Annotated in this window: 18 protein-coding genes; 11 read left to right on the forward strand and 7 right to left on the reverse strand. The window is 62.4% G+C overall.

Going from position 1 to position 20233, the window contains the following annotated elements; translation table 11 throughout:
- Positions 1-16 precede the first annotated feature (16 nt).
- From ASE02_RS14160 to ASE02_RS14175, 4 genes are all read left to right on the forward strand, one after another.
- The gene (locus ASE02_RS14160) at positions 17-820 is read left to right on the forward strand and encodes an SDR family NAD(P)-dependent oxidoreductase (RefSeq protein ID WP_056735184.1); all 804 of its coding nucleotides are present in this window, start codon (positions 17-19) and stop codon (positions 818-820) included.
- A 200-nt stretch (positions 821-1020) separates the two neighbouring features.
- Complete coding sequence (locus ASE02_RS14165) at positions 1021-1719, forward strand: TorF family putative porin (RefSeq protein WP_056735185.1); 699 nt, start codon at positions 1021-1023, stop codon at positions 1717-1719.
- Positions 1720-2077: 358 nt separating this feature from the next.
- Positions 2078-3868, forward strand: a complete 1791-nt coding sequence (locus ASE02_RS14170) for a nucleoside-diphosphate sugar epimerase/dehydratase (RefSeq protein WP_156406060.1) — start codon at positions 2078-2080, stop codon at positions 3866-3868.
- A gap of 31 nt (positions 3869-3899) precedes the next feature.
- Positions 3900-4922, forward strand: a complete 1023-nt coding sequence (locus tag ASE02_RS14175; protein WP_056735187.1) for an NAD-dependent epimerase — start codon at positions 3900-3902, stop codon at positions 4920-4922.
- Here ASE02_RS14175 and ASE02_RS22385 read toward each other — a convergent pair.
- The 3 genes from ASE02_RS22385 to ASE02_RS14185 all read right to left on the reverse strand — a co-directional run bounded on the left by ASE02_RS22385 (position 4919) and on the right by ASE02_RS14185 (position 7616).
- Positions 4919-5071 carry a hypothetical protein gene (locus ASE02_RS22385; protein ID WP_156406061.1) on the reverse strand — a complete coding sequence of 51 codons (153 nt, stop codon included), beginning with the start codon at positions 5069-5071 and terminating at the stop codon, positions 4919-4921. The two genes, ASE02_RS14175 and ASE02_RS22385, sit on opposite strands and share 4 nt — an antisense overlap.
- A gap of 73 nt (positions 5072-5144) precedes the next feature.
- Entirely contained in the window at positions 5145-6434 is a 1290-nt protein-coding gene (locus tag ASE02_RS14180; protein WP_056735188.1) for a nucleotide sugar dehydrogenase, read from the reverse strand.
- Positions 6435-6446: 12 nt separating this feature from the next.
- Positions 6447-7616, reverse strand: a complete 1170-nt coding sequence (locus ASE02_RS14185; RefSeq protein WP_235536701.1) for an AGE family epimerase/isomerase — start codon at positions 7614-7616, stop codon at positions 6447-6449.
- 343 nt (positions 7617-7959) lie between these two features.
- Here ASE02_RS14185 and ASE02_RS14190 point away from each other — a divergent pair, with 343 nt between their 5' ends.
- From ASE02_RS14190 to welK, 7 genes are all read left to right on the forward strand, one after another.
- On the forward strand, positions 7960-8244 hold the full coding sequence (locus ASE02_RS14190; RefSeq protein WP_200957682.1) for an XrtV sorting system accessory protein: 285 nt from the start codon (positions 7960-7962) through the stop codon (positions 8242-8244).
- An 84-nt stretch (positions 8245-8328) separates the two neighbouring features.
- Positions 8329-10929 (forward strand): AMP-binding protein, encoded by a 2601-nt coding sequence (locus ASE02_RS14195; RefSeq protein WP_056735189.1) that lies wholly within the window; start codon positions 8329-8331, stop codon positions 10927-10929.
- Between the two features lie 234 nt (positions 10930-11163).
- Positions 11164-12639 (forward strand): ATP-binding protein, encoded by a 1476-nt coding sequence (locus ASE02_RS14200; RefSeq protein WP_082602079.1) that lies wholly within the window; start codon positions 11164-11166, stop codon positions 12637-12639.
- A gap of 129 nt (positions 12640-12768) precedes the next feature.
- Complete coding sequence (rfbB, locus tag ASE02_RS14205) at positions 12769-13833, forward strand: dTDP-glucose 4,6-dehydratase (RefSeq protein ID WP_056735191.1); 1065 nt, start codon at positions 12769-12771, stop codon at positions 13831-13833.
- Positions 13830-14732, forward strand: a complete 903-nt coding sequence (gene rfbD / locus ASE02_RS14210; RefSeq protein ID WP_056735192.1) for a dTDP-4-dehydrorhamnose reductase — start codon at positions 13830-13832, stop codon at positions 14730-14732. The genes rfbB and rfbD overlap by 4 nt, the downstream gene beginning before the upstream one ends.
- A gap of 8 nt (positions 14733-14740) precedes the next feature.
- Positions 14741-15637, forward strand: a complete 897-nt coding sequence (gene rfbA / locus ASE02_RS14215) for a glucose-1-phosphate thymidylyltransferase RfbA (RefSeq protein WP_056735193.1) — start codon at positions 14741-14743, stop codon at positions 15635-15637.
- A gap of 98 nt (positions 15638-15735) precedes the next feature.
- Positions 15736-16800, forward strand: a complete 1065-nt coding sequence (gene welK, locus ASE02_RS14220; protein ID WP_082602080.1) for a beta-1,4-glucuronosyltransferase WelK — start codon at positions 15736-15738, stop codon at positions 16798-16800.
- On the opposite strand, the gene ASE02_RS22040 is transcribed toward welK, so the two are convergent.
- The 4 genes from ASE02_RS22040 to ASE02_RS23235 form a co-directional block, all read right to left on the reverse strand.
- Positions 16784-17494: a methyltransferase domain-containing protein gene (locus ASE02_RS22040; RefSeq protein WP_082602081.1), complete on the reverse strand. Its 711-nt coding sequence runs from the start codon at positions 17492-17494 to the stop codon at positions 16784-16786. The genes welK and ASE02_RS22040 overlap by 17 nt on opposite strands.
- 97 nt (positions 17495-17591) lie before the next feature.
- On the reverse strand, positions 17592-18512 hold the full coding sequence (locus ASE02_RS22045) for a glycosyltransferase family 2 protein (protein WP_082602082.1): 921 nt from the start codon (positions 18510-18512) through the stop codon (positions 17592-17594).
- A 5-nt stretch (positions 18513-18517) separates the two neighbouring features.
- Positions 18518-19399: a glycosyltransferase family 2 protein gene (locus ASE02_RS14225; protein ID WP_200957683.1), complete on the reverse strand. Its 882-nt coding sequence runs from the start codon at positions 19397-19399 to the stop codon at positions 18518-18520.
- Positions 19400-19453: 54 nt separating this feature from the next.
- Positions 19454-20101, reverse strand: a complete 648-nt coding sequence (locus ASE02_RS23235) for a CatB-related O-acetyltransferase (RefSeq protein ID WP_156406062.1) — start codon at positions 20099-20101, stop codon at positions 19454-19456.
- Positions 20102-20233 lie beyond the last annotated feature (132 nt).

The following is a 20233-nucleotide window of genomic DNA, read 5'->3' on the forward strand; positions in this document are numbered from 1 at the left end:
CGAAGGGGAGAGAACAATGTCCGGCAAGGATTTCACAGACTTCGTCGTCGTAGTGACGGGCGCCTCCACGGGCCTTGGTCGGGCCATCGCGGTCGAAACCGCGAGCCGCGGCGCCGCGGCGGTGGTGATCAACTACGCCAGCAGCGCCGAGGAAGCCCAGGAAACCGCCCGCCAGGTCGAGGCCCACGGCGCCAAGGCCGTACTGGTCCAGGGCGACGTAGCGCTCGACGCCGATTGCCGGAAAATCGCCGCGGCGGCCGAGCCCTTTGGCCGCATCGACGCCCTGTTCAACAACGCCGGCGTCACTAAGTTCGCGCCCAACCACGCCGACCTGGAGGCCGTCTCGGCCGAAGACTTCCTGCGCCTCTACAGCGTCAACGTGGTCGGGGCCTTCCAGATGGTTCGCGCCGCCCGCGCCCTGCTGGAGGCCGCGCCGCGCCCCGGCGCGGTGGTCAACACCTCGTCCATCGCCGGCGTGGCGGGTATCGGCTCGTCGGTGCCCTACGCCGCCTCCAAGGGCGCGATGAACACCCTGACGCTGTCGCTGGCCCGGGCCCTCGCGCCGAAGATCCGCGTCAACGCGATCTGCCCCGGCTTCATCGACACGCCCTGGTTCGACAAGGGCGTGGGCGCCGAGCGCGCTCAGAAGATGCGCGACGGCGCGGCCGCCTCCACGCCGCTGAAGGCCGCCTCCACCGCCGAGGATATCGCCGCCGCCGCGGTCTTCCTCGCCTCCACGGCGTCGCGGCACGTCACCGGCGAGACCCTGCTGGTCGATGCCGGGACCCATCTCGGCTACACGCCGATGTCCATGCGCTAGACGCCACAGGCGTCACCCGCAAACCACAGGCCTGCGTCATAGAGCCCCGCCCCGGGGTTTGTTAACGTTCAACAATCGAAGACCCAATAGGTAGCCCCCTCTTCGAGCTCCCCCCTTCGTTGATCTGGCGCTCGCCCGCGCGGCGATCTCCATCTTGCGACGGGTCGGGAGCTCGACTGGATCAGGGGACAACCACCGTAGTGAACGTTTTCAAAACCACGCTTCTCGCCGCTTCGGCGACCCTCGCCTTGAGCAGCGGCGCCATGGCGCAAGAGCCAACCAAGGCGCTCGACGTCTCGTTCAATCTCGGCGCGGCCACCGACTATGTGTACCACGGCGTCAGCCAGAGCGACGGGAACCCACAGCTGTCGGCCGGCGTCGACACCACCCTGTGGGGCGTCGGCTACGTCGGGACCTGGATCTCGACGGCCGACTTCGACAACGGCACCAACGCCGAATACGACCTCTATGTCGGCGCAAGGCCGCAACTCGGCCCGGTCACTCTCGACCTCGGCGTGATCTACTACGGCTACATCAACCAAGCCGTGGGCCCGAAACAGGACTTCATCGTCTTCAAGCTTGGCGGCGCGATTCCGCTCGGCGCGGCGACGCTCGGCGCGGAGGTCCACCATTCCAACGATTTCTTCGGCCAGACCGGCAAGGCCACCTATGTCGAGCTGAACGGCGCGATGCCCATCGCCGAGAAGTTCAAAGTCTCGGGCGCGCTCGGCCACCAGAAGGTCGCCTATGACGGCGACTACACCACCTGGAACCTTGGCGTCAGCTACGCCGTCAACGACGTCGTCGGCCTCGACCTGCGCTACCATGACACCGACGCCCACGACCTCGGCGACATCTACGACGGCCGCGTGGTTCTTGGCGTGAAGGCCGCATTCTAGGACACTTTGAAATATTGACATGGAGAGCCGCTCCGGCGACGGGGCGGCTCTTCTATTTTCTGGTCTCGAAAGCGACTATTCTTGGATAGTTGGGGTCAGGATAAAAAAACGACGTTCGCGCGTGGAGCGAAATCGTCGCGACCGAGTTTCATTGGACGGTCGCGTCGACGCGTCTATGTTGCCACTTGAGACGACCAGCGGAGCGCGATTCATGGAGCAAATGGCCAATCGGGCTCAAACCATCGCCGCTGATGCTCTGATTGCCGCCGGTGCTTTCTTTCTCGCCTACCTTCTTTCGTCAGGACAATTCCTGGACGCGGCGACGCCTGGACTTCCTACACTCAAGCTGTTGCAGCTCGTGGGCATCTACACCGCCCTGGCCGCGGTGTTCTCCGCGGTCTTCCGCCGCGAGCTCTCGCCCTGGCGCTATGTCTCGATCCCAGACGCGATGGTCCTTGCCCGAACCGCGTTCCTGACGGCGGGCGTCTTCCTCCTCATCATCTTCGTCCTGACCCGCGCCGAGGGCCTGCCCCGCTCGGCGCTCGCCATGGCCGTCGTCTTCCAGATGGTCGGCTCGATGGGCGCGCGGATCGTTCGCCGCGCCCTGCACGAGCACGCCCTGGACAGCTTCGCCCCGCTCAAGACCATCCGCGACCGCGCGGCCCAGGCGCCGGCCCTGCTGCTCATCGGCCCGCCGTCGCTGGCCGACTCCTATCTGCGCGACGTCGCGCGCCGCCATGACCACACCTGGTCGCCGATCGGCATCGTCGGTCCCGACGCCCGCGACGTGGGCCAGCAGGTCCGCGGCGTCTGCGTGATCGAAAGCCTGAACAATCTCGAAGCGGCCCTGACCGACCTGCGCCGCTGGAACCGCTATCCGCGCGCGGTGCTGTTCCTGGACGAGCCAGGCCACCTGAAGGGCCTGACCGCCGACCACCTCGGCCAGCTCAAGAACGACGGCGTGCGCCTCCTCCGCCTGCCCTCGATCGTCGAGTTCGCCCACCAGGACGGCATGTCGCTGCTGCCGATGCGCGAGATCAGCGTCGAGGAACTGCTGGCCCGCGACCCGATCGAACTCGACCGCATGGCGGTCGGCGCGCTGATCCGCGGCCGACGGGTGCTGATCACCGGCGCCGGCGGCTCCATCGGCGCCGAGCTCACCCGCCAGGTGGCGAGCTTCCAGGCCGGCCACATCACCCTGATGGATTTCTCGGAAACCTCGCTGTTCGAGATCGACCGCGAGATGGGCGAGACCTTCCCTGGCCTGTCGCGCAGCGCCGTGCTCTGCGACGTGCGCAATTCGCGCCGCCTACAGGCCGCCTTCACGAATGAAAAGCCTGACCTAGTCTTCCACGCCGCGGCGCTGAAGCACGTCTCTATGGTCGAGCAGCACCCCTGCGAGGGCGTGCTCACCAACGTCGTCGGCACCTGGAACGTGACCGAGGCCGCCAAGGTCTGCGGCGCGGCCCAGATGATCCTGATCTCCACCGACAAGGCCGTCGATCCGTCCAATGTCATGGGCGCCACCAAACGCCTGGCCGAGGCGGTCATCCAGGCCCAGCAGGTCGGCCCCGGCACCCGCTTCTCGGCGGTCCGCTTCGGCAATGTGCTGGGCTCGGCGGGGTCGGTGGTGCCGATCTTCCGCTCGCAGATCGAGCGCGGCGGCCCGGTCACCGTCACTCATGAAGACATCGAACGCTTCTTCATGACCATTCCGGAGGCCGCCCAGCTGGTTCTCCACGCCACCGCCACCTGCGCCGAGGGCGAGGACGCCGACCACGCGCGCCTGTTCCTGCTGGAGATGGGCGAACCGGTCCGCATCATGGACCTGGCCCGCCAGATGATCGCCCTGTCGGGCCGCACGCCCGGCAAGGACATCGAGATCGAGGTGACCGGCCTGCGGCCCGGCGAGAAGCTCACCGAGGCCCTGCTGGACGAAACCGAAAGCTCTCTGCCCTGCGCGCCCAAGGTCATGGAGGTCGTCTCGACCTCGGCCCTGCGCATCACCGCCAATCACCTGCACGAGCTGGAAACCCTGGCCGAACGCGGTGACGTGGACGAGGTTCGCAGCAAGCTGTTCGACATTGTCGCCCAGGTCCGCGGCGAGAAGCCGCCGGTTCCGGCGCTCCGGGTCGTCTCCAGCGCGTGACGTAGGCGCTCCAAGCGTCTAAGTCGTGCCTATGGCGGTTATTCTGGTCACCGGCTCGGCCGGCTTCATCGGCTCCCACCTCGCCCACCGCCTGCTTGATCGCGGCGACGAGGTCGTGGGTCTGGACAATCTCAATCCCTATTACGACCCGACGCTGAAACAGGCGCGCCTGGCGCGCCTTGAAGCCCGCGGAGGCTATCGCCACGCCAATATCGACCTGGCCGACCGCGACGCCATGGCCCGCCTGTTCGCGGACGCCAAGCCCGACCGGGTGGTCAATCTCGCCGCCCAGGCTGGCGTCCGCTACAGCCTCGAACAACCCGCCGCCTACGTAGACTCAAACCTCGTCGGCTTCGGCAACATCCTAGAAGGCTGCCGCGCCGCCCAAGTCCAGCACCTGGTCTTCGCCTCGACCAGTTCGGTCTACGGCGCAAACAGCAAGCTGCCGTTCTCGGTCCACGACTCCGTGCACCACCCGATCACCCTCTACGCGGCCACCAAGCTCGCCAACGAGTCGATGGCCCACTCCTACGCCCACCTGTTCGGCATCCCAGCTACCGGCTTCCGCTTCTTCACCGTCTACGGACCGTGGGGCCGCCCGGACATGGCGCTGTTCAAGTTCACCCAGGCGATCCTCGACGACCGCCCGATGGACGTCTTTGGCCAAGGCCAGATGCAGCGCGACTTCACCTATGTGGACGACATCGTTTCCGGAGTGGTCGCCGCCCTCGACCGCACCGCGCAGGTCGACCCGACCTGGGACGCGGCCAACCCCGACCCCGCGACCAGCGGCGTCGCCCCCTGGCGGATCTTGAACCTCGGCAACAGCCAGCGTGTCGAACTGATGCACTACATCGAGGTCCTGGAGGAAAAGCTCGGCCGCAAGGCGAAGCTCAACCTCCTGCCCATGCAGCCCGGCGATGTCGCTCGCACGGAAGCCGACGTCACCGACACCCAAGCCGCGCTCGACTACACGCCCTCAACCCCCATCGAGGTCGGCGTGTCGAACTTCGTAGATTGGTACCTGGAGTACTACCGGGTCGGAAAGAACTAGCGGCGGCGAGCGGCCTTCGGCGACGTCGCAGCCGCCTCTTCCTTCTCGCGCCGCGCCTCAAGCTGAGCGCCTTTGCGCTCAGCGACGATCGCCCAAACGAGCATGCCCAGCACGCTGAGCCCCAAGAACGGCAATGCAAGCTGATCCACGGCGGCACTTCTGCACTAGAACAGCAGGAACACTGGATGTCAGTTTACTGATCTGGCGCAATTTACCCAAAACTTAGAGGCGCAAGTCCGCCGCGCCCTGCGGAAACACGGCCTTCACGTCATACAGTACAGCACCCGGCTTACCGAGATTCCGGATCGCTGCGACACCCATTTCAATGAACTGAGTATGCGCGACCGCTACGACTATGGCGTCGTAGACACCCTGCTCCAGCGCGGCGATCGGGGTGACGCCATACTCCTCGGTGGCCTCGGCCGGATCTGCCCACGGCTCATGAACATCAACCTGGACCTCATATTCGCCGAGCTCGCGCACAATATCGATGACGCGAGTATTGCGCAGGTCCGGGCAATTTTCTTTGAACGTCAAGCCCATCACCAGTACACGAGCGCCACGCACCTGAATCTCTCGCCGGATCATGGTCTTGACCAATTCCTGGGCGATGTAGCCGCCCATGCCGTCATTGATCCTACGTCCGGCCAGGATCACCTGCGGATGATACCCGGCGTCCTCTGCCTTCGAGGTCAGGTAGTACGGATCGACGCCAATGCAGTGCCCGCCGACGAGACCAGGCGTGAACTTCAGGAAATTCCACTTAGTCCCCGCCGCTGCCAGGACCTCTTGGGTGTCGATGCCCAGTCGATTAAAGATCAAAGCGAACTCGTTGATCAGCGCGATATTGAGGTCGCGCTGGGTGTTCTCGATCACCTTGGCAGCCTCGGCGACCTTGATTGAGCTTGCCAGGTGCGTGCCCGCGCCCACCACCGCGCCGTAGAGCGCATCAACAAAAGCTGCGGCCTCCGGCGTCGACCCCGCCGTGACCTTGATGATCGACGAGAGCCGATGCTGTCGGTCGCCTGGATTAGCCCGTTCGGGGCTATAGCCGGCGAAGAAATCTGTATTGAACTTGAGCCCCGAGATCGCCTCGATCACCGGAATGCAGTCTTCCTCCGTCGCGCCGGGATAGACTGTGGATTCGAAGATCGCCACACCACCCTTCCGGATCGCCCGGCCAACCGTTCGGCTCGCCGCCAGCAGCGCGGTCAGATCAGGGCGCTTGTAGCGGTCGATGGGCGTCGGCACGGTCACGATGAAGACATTGCAATCCGCAAGCTCGGCTTCATCGGAGACGACACTCAACCTGCTCGCCGCGGCGAGCTCCTCAGCCGTCGCCTCCAGAGTGCGATCGTGCCCAACAGCCAACTCGCCGATGCGCCCGGCGTCGATGTCGAATCCCACGACGTCGTACTTCGCCGCCAACGCCACGGCGAGCGGCAGGCCGACATAGCCGAGACCGATCACGCCGATCTTCGCAGGCGTTTGCGTAAATGGGTTCAACAGCATCCGTCGGTCTCGCTAGCGCCCCGCCGTCCGGAACAGTTCCGTGCAGGCGCAGAGGATATGGTAGAACGAGGTCGCTGGCGCGGGCTCGTCGATGAAGGTTCCGTCGGCTCGCAGCTTGTCGTGCCAGACGCCGGCGGCGGGCGTCATGAGATAGAGACGCAGCGCCTCGGCCGCCGCGACCTGATCTGTCTCATTTCCGAACACCAGCTCGGCCTTCAGCCGTTCGGTCTGCGGCCACAGCCGCGCCGTCGTCTCGCGGATGCTGAAGTCGTCCCATAGCTCGTTGATGACCACGCCGCGGCCCGGGTCGAGTCCCCGACGGCCGGCGGCGTAGAGCCCGCGCGCTGCGGCCAGCGCGTCGTCCCGGCCGCGCAAACGGCCCCAACGCTCCAGCAGCCACGCCCATTCGAACTGGTGGCCAGGCTCGAGCAGGCGACCTTCGTCGCCGCCAACCAGCCGCCAGTCCGCGTCGAAGAACTCCCTCAAGAAGACGCCCTGCGGGTCGATGAAGACGCGCAAGGCCATCTCCACGATCTCGTCGGCCAGATCGTCCCAGGCCTGCCCGCCATGTTCGGCCCAGGCCATGGCGCCTTCCAGGATATGCATGTGAGCATTGGCCTGGAACGGATAGGCGATGTTTTCCTTAAAGCCCCCGGCCGGGTGCCGCATGGCGTTCAGGCCGTTCAGAACGCCCAGGGCAACCTCAGGCAGTTCGCCGCCGCGCGGATCCATGCCGTGCAACGTCGCCGTCGCCAGGAGCGCGAAGGCCTGATCGTAGAGCATCGCGGTGTCGTCCAGGACCGCGCCGTCAAGACCGACCAGACACCGGAATAGGCCGTCCTCCCGCCGGAAGCGCTCCAGGAAGAACGTCATGCCGTGCCAGGCCGCCTCCCGCCACGGCCCATCCCACCCCATCGCCCCGGCGGTGGCGTAGCTGTAGACCTGCCGGCTCTGCACGCGGGCGCGACGAAAGCCTGGGCGAGGCTCGCCTTCGATGCTGAGCGCTTCGTGGAAGCCGCCTCGCACGCGATCGGCGCCCTGCGTCCACCACAGCGGCATGGCCGCGGTCCGCGCCCAGTCGTCGTACCATCTGGCCGCCTCGGCCAGATCCCCGAACGCCTGGAAGCTCAGGCCTGACCGCGCACCAGCCTCACACCCCATCATCACAGAATCGCCAACCAACTCGCTGCACCTTGCCTCGAAGACGCCCTTCGATAACGCGTCAGGGCGCGGGCGTCACATGCGAACGGCACTGCACCGAAGTCACGCCCACGGCGCATGCGCCCAATATAGTCGGGCGCACCGCTCCAGCGCCGACGACGCAACGCGTTTTCAATGCAGAAGATCTGGTTTCATGAATGGAACCGTCCCCATTATCGGCGCGGCGCCCCCCGACCGACCAACACCTGGTTCAGGCCGGGACAATCAAGCGCTCGCACCTTAGCTTGCAACACGATCCGAAGCACTGGCTTCCCACAAACGCGTTGCAGGGTTGAGTGTGGTCTGGTTTATGCAGGCGGATGGCTTGCTCGAGTTTGAACAGCAATGCTTAGGGGCTGGTGTCTTGCAGACGATCTATGATTGGGTGACGGTCGCGATCTTCGGGGCGTTGATCGTCCTGTTTCTGCATCGCTCGACGGCGCAAGAAGAACCCCAAGACAACATCTTCCAGTACCTTCCCGCCTGCCTTGGCTGCGCCGCAGCCAACTATGTGGGCAACCAGGGCCACGGAGCGGTCGCTTTCGGGATCATCGTGGCGGTCGTAGGCTATATCGTCTACGTCTTAAAACCGTTCAATTTGAAGTTCTAAGTAGAATATTGGGGTTCCAAAAATTCCCAAACTCTGCGCGACGGTACGTCGCCTTGGAACCGGTTGAGACGGAGAAACGAGTCGTTGTGTCCGTCCGATAGCATCGTCGTCCCCGCGGGGCCCGCGGCGACGTTCGCGACGCGTCTTGAAGAGTTCGGCGACGCGATCGCTGTGATTTCCGAAGGCGGCGAACAGATCACCTACGCCGAACTGGCGGCACGTGCGGACGCCTTCGCCGCTTCTCTGGGGCCAGGTCGACGCCTGCTCCTGATCGAGGCCGCCAACGAAATCCCTCCGCTGATCGCGTATGTCGGAGCCCTGCGTCACGGCCATCCGGTTTTGCTTGCTGCAGGCGACAGCGGAGCACAGCTAAAGCAGATCATCGATACCTATCGACCTGACGCGCGTTTTCACAAATCGCAGGACGCCTGGGCGTTGGATATTCTGCCACGCCGCACCAGGATTTTGCACGCCGACTTGGCGGTCTTACTCTCGACCTCAGGCTCTACTGGGGCAGCGAAACTCGTGCGCCTATCGCAGGAAGCGGTTGACGCCAACGCCCGGTCCATCGCCGAATACCTGGGGTTGCGCGCCGAGGACCGCCCCATCACCACGTTGCCGCTGCATTATAGCTACGGCTTGTCGGTGATCACATCGCACCTCCAGGTCGGAGCCACCCTCCTGCTCACCAGTCGCTCGGTGATCGACGACGCGTTCTGGGCTTTCTTCGAGGATCAGAACGCAACTTCGATAAGCGGCGTTCCCTACACTTACGAGTTACTTGAGCGCATCGGCATGCGCGGCAAGCGCCTACCATCCCTGCGTAGCATGACGCAGGCCGGCGGCCGCCTGCCGCCTCAAACCGCCAAGACCTACGGCGAATGGGCTCGCCAAGTCGGGGTGAACTTCTTTGTCATGTATGGCCAGACTGAGGCCACCGCGCGCATGGCGTACATGCCGCCAAGCATGCTCCTCGACCATTCGGGATGTATCGGCATAGCCATTCCGGGAGGGGCGTTCCGCCTCGTCGGAGAGGACGGCCAACCGATCACGGCCACAGAAACCCCTGGCGAATTGGTCTATTCTGGACCGAACGTCATGATGGGCTACGCGCTCGAAGAAGCAGATCTTGCAAAGGGCCGGGAACTCCTAGAGCTAAGAACTGGTGACCTCGCAGTTCGCAACGCCGACGGCCTCTATCGCATCGTCGGCCGCAAGAGCCGCTTCTCCAAATTGTTCGGCCTTCGCATCAGCCTCGACGAGGTCGAGGCGACAATGGAGCGTCGCGGTCTCCGCGCAGTGGTCGCGGGCGACGACAGCCTCGTGGCGGTGGCCGTCACCGACGGCGACCCCGTCGAGATCGCCGAAACTCTATCGCGCCAATTCGACCTCCCTGCGTCGGTCATCGGCGTTGTCGCCTACTCCGAATTCCCGACCCTCAGCTCCGGAAAATTCGACTATCAGGCCATATTGAGAGCTGCGAAGGCGCAGAGCGCGGGTCTGGAGACTGCTCATCCGCCGGGTGCTGGCACCATCCAAGACGCCTTCCGCCGCACCTTCCCCCGCGCCGCCATCTCGCCCTCAGACAGTTTCATCAGTCTAGGTGGCGACTCCCTAAGCTATGTTCGCCTCTCCCTCGAAGTCGAAGAGCAGCTTGGCCTCCTACCTCCGCGCTGGGAAGAGCAGAGTATCGCGGAACTTGAGATGCTTGCTGGCCGATCCTCCGGACACAGCCGCAGCTTGTTCAGTCTACGCAACATCGAAGCAGAAGTGGCAATCCGCGCCGCGGCGATCATGGCGGTGGTCATAAATCACGCCTCGACCCTGGTGGTCGGAGGTGGCGCCCACGTCCTGCTCATGCTCTCCGGGTATAATTTCTCGCGCTATCAGCGCACTCGCTTAGTTGAGGGCGACGGCATGTCTGTGCTGGTCTCCTTCCTAAGGCGGATCATCATCCCGTACTACGCAATCCTATTAGTATATTTTGCGGTGAAACGAGAATTTGATGTCCCATCTCTACTATTGATAAGCAATTTATTTGGACGATCAGGCTCATTTCTTGAGCCTTATTGGTTTCTGGAGGCCTTGCTTCAGTCAATCATCATCTTGGTGGGACTATTCGCCCTGCCGCCGGTCAGGCGAACTGCAGCCCGCGATCCGTGGGCCTTCGGGCTCGCCCTTCTCGCAGGATCGGTGGTCGTGCGCATGGCGGCCCATACCGGATTCCACCACGACCGCCTGCTCGAACGCACACCAGATGCCATCTTCTATATGTTGGCCTTCGGATGGTGCCTGCATCAGGCGACGACGACACACCGCAAGGTCGTGCTCAGCGCCTTGGCCTCCATCATCATCTTTCTGCAGATGGTCGATCCCGGAGCGCTCTGGGGCCGCTTCCCCTACCCCTCTAATCTGTCCCACTCGCTATGGTTTGCAGTCGCTGCAGGCCTCATCCTCTGGGTCCCGAGGCTGCTCTTGCCTAATATCCTACACCAAGCTGTGGGCATCATAGCTGCGGCCAGCTTCTACATCTATCTGACCCATGGTGTGCCGGTGCACGTGCTGGTTTGGATGCTGGACATCAAGAGTCTCGCCGTCACATTGCCCGTATCGATCGCGATTGGCCTGGGCGCATATTGGCTTTCTCAGCGCGCCGCTAGCGCAGCCATGACGGGGCTGACGTGACGCAAACCGCCCAGAGCATGTCGGAAGCGGCTGGGGTTTTGGGGCGCACGACAGAGACGGACTTCCGATGTCCCGACCAATTAACGTTGACTCAACTCGGCTTGATTTAAGATTTCGCCACAATCGACGTGTTTACCAATGGCGGGTACAGGCCCACCGGCCTAAACCCGTCGAAATCTTAAATGCACCGCAGCATGCGTGCTTGGAGGCGCCGTGAGTTGGATAAATAGCTTAATGGCGCGTTCCATTGGACGCCGGCCGAAAACTTCTCAGGCTGCTCAGCCTGGCATGATCTTTTCAGCCGCCCCGCCCTCGGCGTTGAGCAACGAAGCTAGCAGGAAATCCGCAGGACCTTCTGCATTTCCGCGCTTCCAATCGACCGCCAGCGATCAGCTCAATCCACGATTGAGCGACCGTTTCGCCGCGGCGCGCGTAAAGTTGCGCGGCGCCTTCACACCGTCCCAGCCGATCACCGACCGTCGCATGTTCGCGGGCCGCATTGACGTCCTAACTACGTTGATCCGCTCCCTCGAGGACCAACGCGTCCACGTAATTATGTATGGCGAGCGTGGCATCGGTAAAACTTCTCTGGTCCACGTCCTAACCCAGGCCGCGCAAGAGGCACGTTACATTGTCGTCTACGTATCCTGCGGCGCGGGATCGAGTTTCGACGAGATTTTTCGAGCCGTCGCCGCCGACGTCCCGCTGCTTTTCCACCGCGGCTTCGCTCCCACCGCCAATGAAGCAGAAAAGGGCGGCACCCTCGCGGACCTATTGCCTAGCGGCCCGTTATCGCCACGTTTGGTCGCCGATCTCTTCGCAAAAATGACCGGCACCCGTTTGTTGGTGGTGCTTGATGAGTTCGACGTCTGCGAATCCCCAGAATTTCGTCGCAACATCGCCGAATTGATCAAAAATCTGTCGGACCGCGCGATCCGCACCCAACTTGTCATAGCCGGCGTGGCCGCGGACCTGACAGAGCTGGTCGAACACATTCCCTCGATCCGCCGCAACATCTTCGCCTTGCAAGTCCCGAAGATGACCGCCAGCGAGATCAGCCACCTCGTCGAGAACGGCGAGGAAGTCAGCGGAGTCACGTTCGACAGGACAGCGATAGAATTCATTGTCTTTGTCGCGAACGGCTCGCCCTACCTTGCTAGTCTCCTCAGCCACCACGCTGGCCTAGCGGCCATCGACAAGTCGCGCACCAAGGTCACCGCCGAGGATGTCTCCATTGCGGTGGATCAAGCCCTTGCCGAATTTCGCGGTCGGATCTCCAAGCATTCTCAAATTCAGATCGACCAAGCGGCGAAAAGCGGCGTGCGCCACGTCCTCGGCGTCATGGCTGGTGCAGCCCTATTCAACAACGGCCGCTTCGATGGCCGAGACGTTGACGCACTCTATCCCAGCGCTGCTAACGCAGCGAACTTCAAGGGCACCATCGACGAACTCGCCGCTCGGCAGATACTTATCGAGGTCCATGAGGACGAGTACGGTCGCGGCTATCGGTTCGCCGAGGAAAGTGTTCTCCCCTATCTGTGGATCCTAGCGGCCCAGAAACGATTTTTGGAAAATCGCAAAGCGCCGCCTCCCGAGAAACCGGCCGATACCGCCGTCGACAAGATCGCCGTTCAAGCCCCTGCTACCGCCCTGGACAAGACGACCGCACGACCTTCCGGCGCCAGCAGCCGGGCGGCCGATCGGTCTTAGGCGTCGAGAAGCACAGTCTGTCTCGTGCCAATTTTGAACGCTTGCGCGAGTTGAGCCAATCTGGAGCTCTGCTGGGAAGTTCATTTGTTCGCGCGAACCATCCGGTTGAGAATGTAGGGGAAATGGATTTTGCGTATTCTTGTCACCGGCGGCGCCGGCTTCATCGGCTCGGCCCTTGTTCGGCATCTGATCGCCAACACCGAGCATGAGGTCCTCAACCTCGACAAGCTGACCTATGCTGGCGACCTGCGCTCGCTGGATGGGGTCGCGAACAGCAACCGCTACGCCTTCCGCCAGGCTGACATCTGCGACTCCTCGGCGATCCGCGCGGCTCTGAGCGACTTCCGCCCGCAGGTGGTGACCCATCTGGCCGCTGAATCCCACGTCGACCGCTCCATCGACGGTCCGTCGGAGTTCATCCAGACCAATATCCTGGGCACCTTCAACATGCTCTCGCAGGTGCTGGAGTACTGGCGCGGCCTGGACGAGAGCGCCAAGGCCGCCTTCCGCTTCCACCATATCTCCACCGATGAGGTGTTCGGCTCGCTGGGCGACGACGGCTTCTTCACCGAGGAGACCGCCTACGACCCGCGCTCGCCCTATTCGGCGTCCAAGGCCTCGTCCGACCACCTGGTCCGCGCCTGGCACCACACCTATGGCCTGCCCGTGCTGGTCACCAACTGCTCGAACAACTACGGCCCCTATCACTTCCCCGAAAAGCTGATCCCGCTGATCATCGTCAAGAGCCTGGCCGGCGAACCGCTGCCGGTCTACGGCGCCGGCGCCAATGTCCGCGACTGGCTCTATGTCGATGACCATGCCCGCGCCTTGACCCGGGTGTTCGAGGCCGGGACGCCGGGCGAGAGCTACATCATCGGCGGCCGCGCCGAGCGCACCAATCTGCAGGTCGTCCACGCGATCTGCGACACCCTCGATCGTCTGCGCCCGCGCGCCGACGGCAAGTCGTATCGTGACCAGATCGCCCACGTGGCCGATCGGCCCGGCCACGACCATCGCTACGCCATCGACCCGACCAAGCTGGCCCGCGACCTCGACTGGACCGCCGAAGAGAGCTTCGAGACCGGGATCGCCAAGACCGTGAACTGGTACCTCGACAACGAGGCCTGGTGGGGTCCGATCCTGGCCCGCAGCGACGCCGGGCAACGCCTGGGCCTGAAGACCGTCAAGGCATGAGCTCCCCGCCCGCCAGGGACATCCTGCTGACCGGCGGCAGCGGCCAGGTCGGGACCGAGGTTATTGCCCTCGCGCCCGCCGGCCTGAACATCGTCGCGCCAGGCCGCGATCAGCTGGACCTCGCCGATCCCGACGCCATCGCCGCGTTGGTCGCCTCGCGCCCCTGGGCGGCGGTGATCAACTGCGCGGCCCACACCGCCGTCGACCGGGCCGAGACCGAGATCGTCGAGGCCTGGAAGGCCAACGCCCTGGCCCCCGCGGCCCTGGCCCAGGCCACCGCCAAGGCGGGCGTACCGCTCATCCAGGTCTCCACCGACTACGTATTCGACGGCTCGAAGGCCGGCTTCTATGTCGAGACCGATCCGGTCGCCCCGGTCAGCGTCTATGGCGCGTCCAAGGAGGCCGGAGAGCAGGCGGTCCGCACCGGCAACCCGCGCCACGTGATCCTGCGCACCGCCTGGGTGGTCAGCCCGCACGGCGCGAATTTCATCAAGACCATGTTGCGGCTCGCCGAGACACGGCCCGAGCTGCGCGTGGTCGACGACCAGCACGGTTGCCCGACCAGCGCGAGCGACATCGCCCAGGCGCTGCTCGCCATCGCCCAGCGGATGATCGCCGATCCCCGGGCGCCGGTCGGCACCTATCATTTCGTCAATTCCGGCGAAGCGACCTGGTGCGGCTTCGCCCGCGCCATTTTCGAGATCGCCGCCGAGCATGGACGCCCCGCGCCCAAGGTCGAGGGCATCACCACGGCGGACTATCCGACGCCGGCGCGTCGTCCGGCGAACTCTCGCCTGGACGTCGCAAAGTTGGCGCATGACTACGCCATAGCGCCGCGCCCGTGGCGGACGGCGGTCGAAGAGATCGTCGAGACGCTGCTGGCCGCGCAGAAAGAATAGGACACGCGATGAAGGGCATCATCCTGGCCGGGGGCTCCGGCACCCGGCTGCATCCGGCCACCCTGGCGGTGAACAAGCAACTGCTGCCGATCTACGACAAGCCGATGATCTATTATCCGCTGTCGGTGCTGATGTTGGCCGGTATCCGCGACATCCTGATCATCTCGTCGCCGGAATATATCGACAACTACCGGCGGCTGTTCGAGGACGGCTCGGCCATCGGCGTCAATATGGAGTACGCGATCCAGCCGAAGCCCGAGGGCCTGGCCCAGGCCTTCCTGATCGGTGAGGAATTCATCGGCGACGACCGTGTCGCCCTGGTGCTCGGCGACAACATCTTCTTCGGCGCCGGCATGAGCCAGTTGCTGAAGCGCGCCGCCGCCCGCGAGCATGGCGCCACGATCTTCTCCTACCAGGTCGACCAACCCCAGGCCTATGGCGTGGTCGAGCTGGACGACACCGGCCGGGCCATCAGCCTGGAGGAAAAGCCCGTCGAGCCGAAATCACGCCAGGCGGTCACCGGCCTCTATTTCTATGACAAACGCGTCGTGGAGCTGGCCAGGCAGGTCGTCCCCTCGGCCCGTGGCGAGCTTGAGATCACCGACCTCAACCGCATGTACATGGAAGCTGGCGACCTGTTCGTGGAGCAACTGTCGCGTGGCTACGCCTGGCTCGACACCGGTACCCACGAGAGCCTGGTCGAGGCCTCCGAGTTCGTCCGCGCCGTCCAAAAGCGCCAGGGCGTCCACGTCGCCTGCCTGGAAGAGATCGCCTACCTCAACGGATTTATCGATCGCACTCAGCTCGTCGCCCGAGGCAAGCTGTTCGAGAAAACCGCCTACGGGCGCTACCTGCTCGACATCGCGAAGCGGGAAGGGGAGCCAGGCCCAGGGGATTTGTGGTGACGCATCGTCGATCAGCACTCGACATCTAGGGTCAAAAATAGTCGCGACTGATTTTGACGGTAGCAGAACGGCACCGGGTGGTGACGCGAAGGCATATAATGAAAGCAACGCCCACAACATCGAACGCTGCGCCCAACACTCGGGTGCGCCTCCCCGAGAAGCCGAAACTCAAGCTGTGCCTAGCTGCATCGGGCGGTGGTCATGTGCGCCAACTTCTCGACTTGGCTCCGGTCTGGTCGGTTCACGACCACTTCTTCATCACCGAAGCTACTGCGCTTGGGGTGAGTCTCGCGAAGGAGCATAGGACCTATTTTGTCCCCCACGTCGCTGTGGGACAGGCCCGGCTGGGCGCTCCTATGCGCATGCTGAAAGGCGCCCTATTCAGCTTCTTCCAATCGGCGCGAATTATCTGGAAGGAGCGGCCAGACGTCGTGATCTCCACCGGCGCCGGCGCCGTGTTCTTCGCCGTCGCTTGGGCCCGCCTATTTGGCGCCCACACGGTGGTGGTTGAGTCTTTTGCGCGCTTCGATCACCCGTCTATCTTCTCCCGCGTCGCAGCTCCCTGGGCCCATGACATGGTGGTCCAATCCAAGGCGCTGGCCGCGTTCTATCCCAAAGCCAAGGTATTTGATCCGCTGCGCGTTCTGGAAGATCAGCCGCCGCCCAAGAAGCTCCTGTTGTTTGCGACCGTGGGCGCCACCCTTCCATTTGATCGACTGGTGGACACGGTGACCGCTCTAAAGGCCTCAGGAGAGATCCCGGAGGAGTTGATCATTCAGACCGGCATCGGCGGTCACACACCCGATGGCATCGAGACGTTTGAAACGCTCCCCTTCGACCAGATCCAAGAACTCCTGCGAGATGCGGCTATCGTCGTTTGTCATGGTGGTACCGGCTCGTTAATCACCGCCCTGCGTCAGGGCTGCCGTGTAATCGCCATGCCTCGCCTGAAGGAAAGAGGCGAGCACTACGACAATCACCAAGCCGAAATTACAAAGGCATTCGCCGCTCGCGGTCTCATCACCTTGGCCGAAACGCCTGCTGAACTAAGCGAAGCGCTAAAAATTGTACGCGCCCGCCCTCCAGTTATGGCGACAACCGATCCCACCGAACTGGTTGCCTATCTGAACGACATCGTGGAACGCGTTAAGCTGCGTCAGTAGTACTGCACTCATTCGGCATGTGGATTGCTATAAGAGACTTTCTCAACCCCAAGACATGTTCAAACGTAGTTTTTGCGTCCGGAAATAGGAAATGGAATTGAGCGCCGTCCAATAGACGCGCCCGATCTACAACATCAAAAGCCAGATCTACGCCTTGAATTTTCCCAGAATAGGCAATGGGGAAATTTCTCAGCATCCAAGCTCGGGTCGGCCGAGGAAACCAATGGAAAAACGGCATTCGATAGTAGTGCGGATCCAGTGGAAACCAAAAGTACGGAGTCTGGACGTAGTAATATTTAGCCACTCGCCGGGTTTCAGCGGCGAACGCCTTCATATTTTTCCATGTCTCGACATGCTCAATCACGGAGTTCGAGTGCGCAAGATCGAAACTCTTGTCGCCGAACTGCGCTAGGTCGCAGGCGTCACCAACTGCGGCGCTAAAGATATCCTCATGGCCCGCGAACTCCGAGAGCTCAGTCGCGAAACGATTTATGAGCGTAATTCTCGCCCTTTCGCCCCTGAGGAAATCCAATCCAACCCGTTGCCAATATTCAAACGTCCCCCCCATATCAAGGATGGAAATCCCGCCTTCACTCCGAGAAATAGACGAGATTACTGCTCGCAGCCGGACGTCGCGGCGCCGACGCAGTTTCGTCGAGAGGGAATTCGGATCCCGCGTGTCAGCTAACCCCATTTACATTTACCCCTTACTCAAATTTGTCGCAGCACGACCTACAGATTTGCAGCCGTAGCCGATTTGGGAATAGTGCGCTCCGAAACGACACACAATGTCAGTCTCCAAGCCAATCAGGCCGACCCCGGCGGTTCGCCATCCCCGCTAGCCAGCCGGACAATGCGTACCCCACCTGGCGCCAAGCGCCTTGGCGCGCAAAACGAAGAAAAATAAGAGCAAGGGACGCAAGCGCGGCCACAGGCAGCAATAGGGGAAAGCGGTCCCTCGTCGTCAGCAGCTTGTTCCGCTCATTAAGATACACCGGCGCTCTCGGGCGCCTCGTAATGTCGTCATAGGAACCAGTCGTCGTTCCGGCATAATGGAGAACATGGGCGTCAGCAGCAAATCCAAGACGAGCCCCCTGCCCCATCGCCCTCAAACACCACTCTACTTCCTCACAATACAAAAAATAGTCTTCACGCATCCGACCATATGCGTCAACGAACCGTCGACTCACCATCATGGAGGCGCCATTTAGGTAGTTTTGCTCTTTCTCAATTGCATCCATGCTCGGGATTACTGAGAGATCACTCCCAAATCCGATGGATTCGGCCCGAGCTAACCACGATCTCCAGCGCCCGCCGTGCGACTGCACCCGGCCGTCGGCGAGATAGATCGTAGAGCCGACCGCCTCGCAGTCCCCCCTCAACAGCCTGGAGACCTGAAGAGACATGGCGACTGAGCTCGGTTGAGTGTCCGGATTAAGTATCCACCATGCGTCTGCCGTCGGCGTCTCATCAAGGCAGCGGTTCACTCCTCCGGCATACCCGAGATTTCCGGAAGCCAGCACCGCTCTCAGCTCCTGTCCATGGGGCAGTTTGGGTGGCAGCAGGGCACTCAGCTCCCTGAATGCCTCCGGCCCACCGTTTTCACAGATGAGCACCTCAAAATCGACGTAAGTGGAGGTCGATAGAGCATCCAGGCAGCGGACGATATCGTGGGGATTTCGAAAACCGACGATGCACACGGCGACATGCATATTTGTTAGCGCCCCATCTTTTTGCGCAGCAAGTCCAGAGCGTGCCCAAAGCGCCAGAACCGCAACTTGAATAGCGTTTGGATGGCGGCAACACGCTGTTCGCCAGTGAGGAGCTGATCACTGACCAGAACTTTTGGAGCATGGAACAACGCCGACAATGGCAAGGCGAAGCTGCGGATCAACCACTTAAGGTCCCCCCCCCTCCGCTCCCTGTAAAGGCCATAGGTCTCAGCATTGACCCTGCGCCACTTCCCCCAGAGCTCTTCCCAATTGCGTCTGGCGGGATGGCCGACGACTGCCCCCGGCGCATAGCCAAGGCGAAAGCCCTTCGCCGTCGCCCGCCTTGACCACTCGAGATCTTCCGACAGCCCGACTCTAAAACCGCCCACTTGGTCAAAAACACGACGAGCGCAAAACAAGTTGCCCGCGCCCGTAAATCCCTTTTTGGTGATATAGGTCTCGAAATCGAAGGCGAACACGCGCTCGAACGCCTCGGCGCCTGACATTTTCAGAACATTGGCGACTAACACCGTCACGCGGCCGCCGATGAAATCGCATGTCGATAGCGCAGCCAGCCCCTCAACCAACCATTCCGGCTCCGGAACGCAGTCGGAATCGGTGAATGCGAGGATCTCCCCTTGGGCCAACACGACGCCACCGTTTCGCGCCGGTCCGGCCCCCTTTTCGTGAACGACCGTCAAGCGAGCGCGCCCAGCGATCACTGCGGCTACGGCGGCCTCCCCCTCTGGCGAATTGTTGTCCGCGACGATGATTTCAAAATCTGCCGCGGGATAGGTCTGACGGCCAAGCGCCTCAAGGCACAGGTCCAATGCACGCAGGTCTCGGTAGTGCGGAATGATGACACTGATGAAGGGCGCAGTACTCACGGGCGAGACTCAAAAGGCAGCGACATTCGATACACTTCACCCGCTCCAAAGCACCTAGACATCGACGTTACCACGCCGAAAGCCACGTTCGCGGAGCCAATCCTCTACTAAGGCGACCGATGGATTGAAGACCATCTGCTCACGTTTCTCAATCAGGCCACGCAGATCGGCCAAACTTAGTTCCCACCAGTTGCTGGCCTCGATCGCTTCAATCAAATTTGGTGGGAAGCGGTCACGCAATTTTCGCGCCGGATTTCCCGCCACTACAGCGTAGGCTGGGACGTCATGCGTGACGATCGCCCCAGCTCCGACGATTGCTCCCCGTCCGATGAACTTACATCCTGGCAAGATCATCGCATTGTGGCCCACCCACACATCATCCTCGATGATCAGCGGGGTGTTGCGAACCATGTCGTGGTCCACCACTCCAAACTGCCGTTCATAGATCGCCGGATGCGTCGTCATCGCCGTCATTGGATGATTAGCCAGCACAGACCTCACCGTGCTCGCGATAGAACAGAACCGCCCCACCCGCATCGGGCCCGGCATTCTCCATTGATCGAAACATCCATAGGAATAGAGCCCCACCTCGATCTGGTGATGGCTTAGGAAATACGCCCGCAGTTTCTGGCTGTCGAATTGGTTGCGGCGCATCAGGTAGACTTGGCTTTTCGAGGCCAAGCTTCTTAGCATCTTCAGCATTGCGACGCCCCTCCCATGCTAGAGAACTAGTCGGCGCCTCTTGCAAAGGCGTAAACTCAATCGCACGGCATGACATTGAGAACTTCTGGCCAATTCCGAAGACTGCCCACGTCCCGCATCCAGACAAGCGTC

Source organism: Phenylobacterium sp. Root700, assembly GCF_001429025.1.
Taxonomy (GTDB): Bacteria; Pseudomonadota; Alphaproteobacteria; order Caulobacterales; family Caulobacteraceae; genus Phenylobacterium.

Coding starts and splice junctions, on each gene's coding strand:
- ASE02_RS14160 (WP_056735184.1), top strand. CDS start 17: ATGTCCGGCAAGGATTTCACAGACTTCGTCGTCGTAGTGACGGGCGCC.
- ASE02_RS14175 (WP_056735187.1), top strand. CDS start 3,900: ATGGCGGTTATTCTGGTCACCGGCTCGGCCGGCTTCATCGGCTCCCAC.
- ASE02_RS14180 (WP_056735188.1), bottom strand. CDS start 6,434: ATGCTGTTGAACCCATTTACGCAAACGCCTGCGAAGATCGGCGTGATC.
- ASE02_RS14200 (WP_082602079.1), top strand. CDS start 11,164: ATGGCGCGTTCCATTGGACGCCGGCCGAAAACTTCTCAGGCTGCTCAG.
- rfbD (WP_056735192.1), top strand. CDS start 13,830: ATGAGCTCCCCGCCCGCCAGGGACATCCTGCTGACCGGCGGCAGCGGC.
- rfbA (WP_056735193.1), top strand. CDS start 14,741: ATGAAGGGCATCATCCTGGCCGGGGGCTCCGGCACCCGGCTGCATCCG.
- welK (WP_082602080.1), top strand. CDS start 15,736: ATGAAAGCAACGCCCACAACATCGAACGCTGCGCCCAACACTCGGGTG.
- ASE02_RS22040 (WP_082602081.1), bottom strand. CDS start 17,494: ATGGGGTTAGCTGACACGCGGGATCCGAATTCCCTCTCGACGAAACTG.
- ASE02_RS22045 (WP_082602082.1), bottom strand. CDS start 18,512: ATGCATGTCGCCGTGTGCATCGTCGGTTTTCGAAATCCCCACGATATC.
- ASE02_RS23235 (WP_156406062.1), bottom strand. CDS start 20,101: ATGCTGAAGATGCTAAGAAGCTTGGCCTCGAAAAGCCAAGTCTACCTG.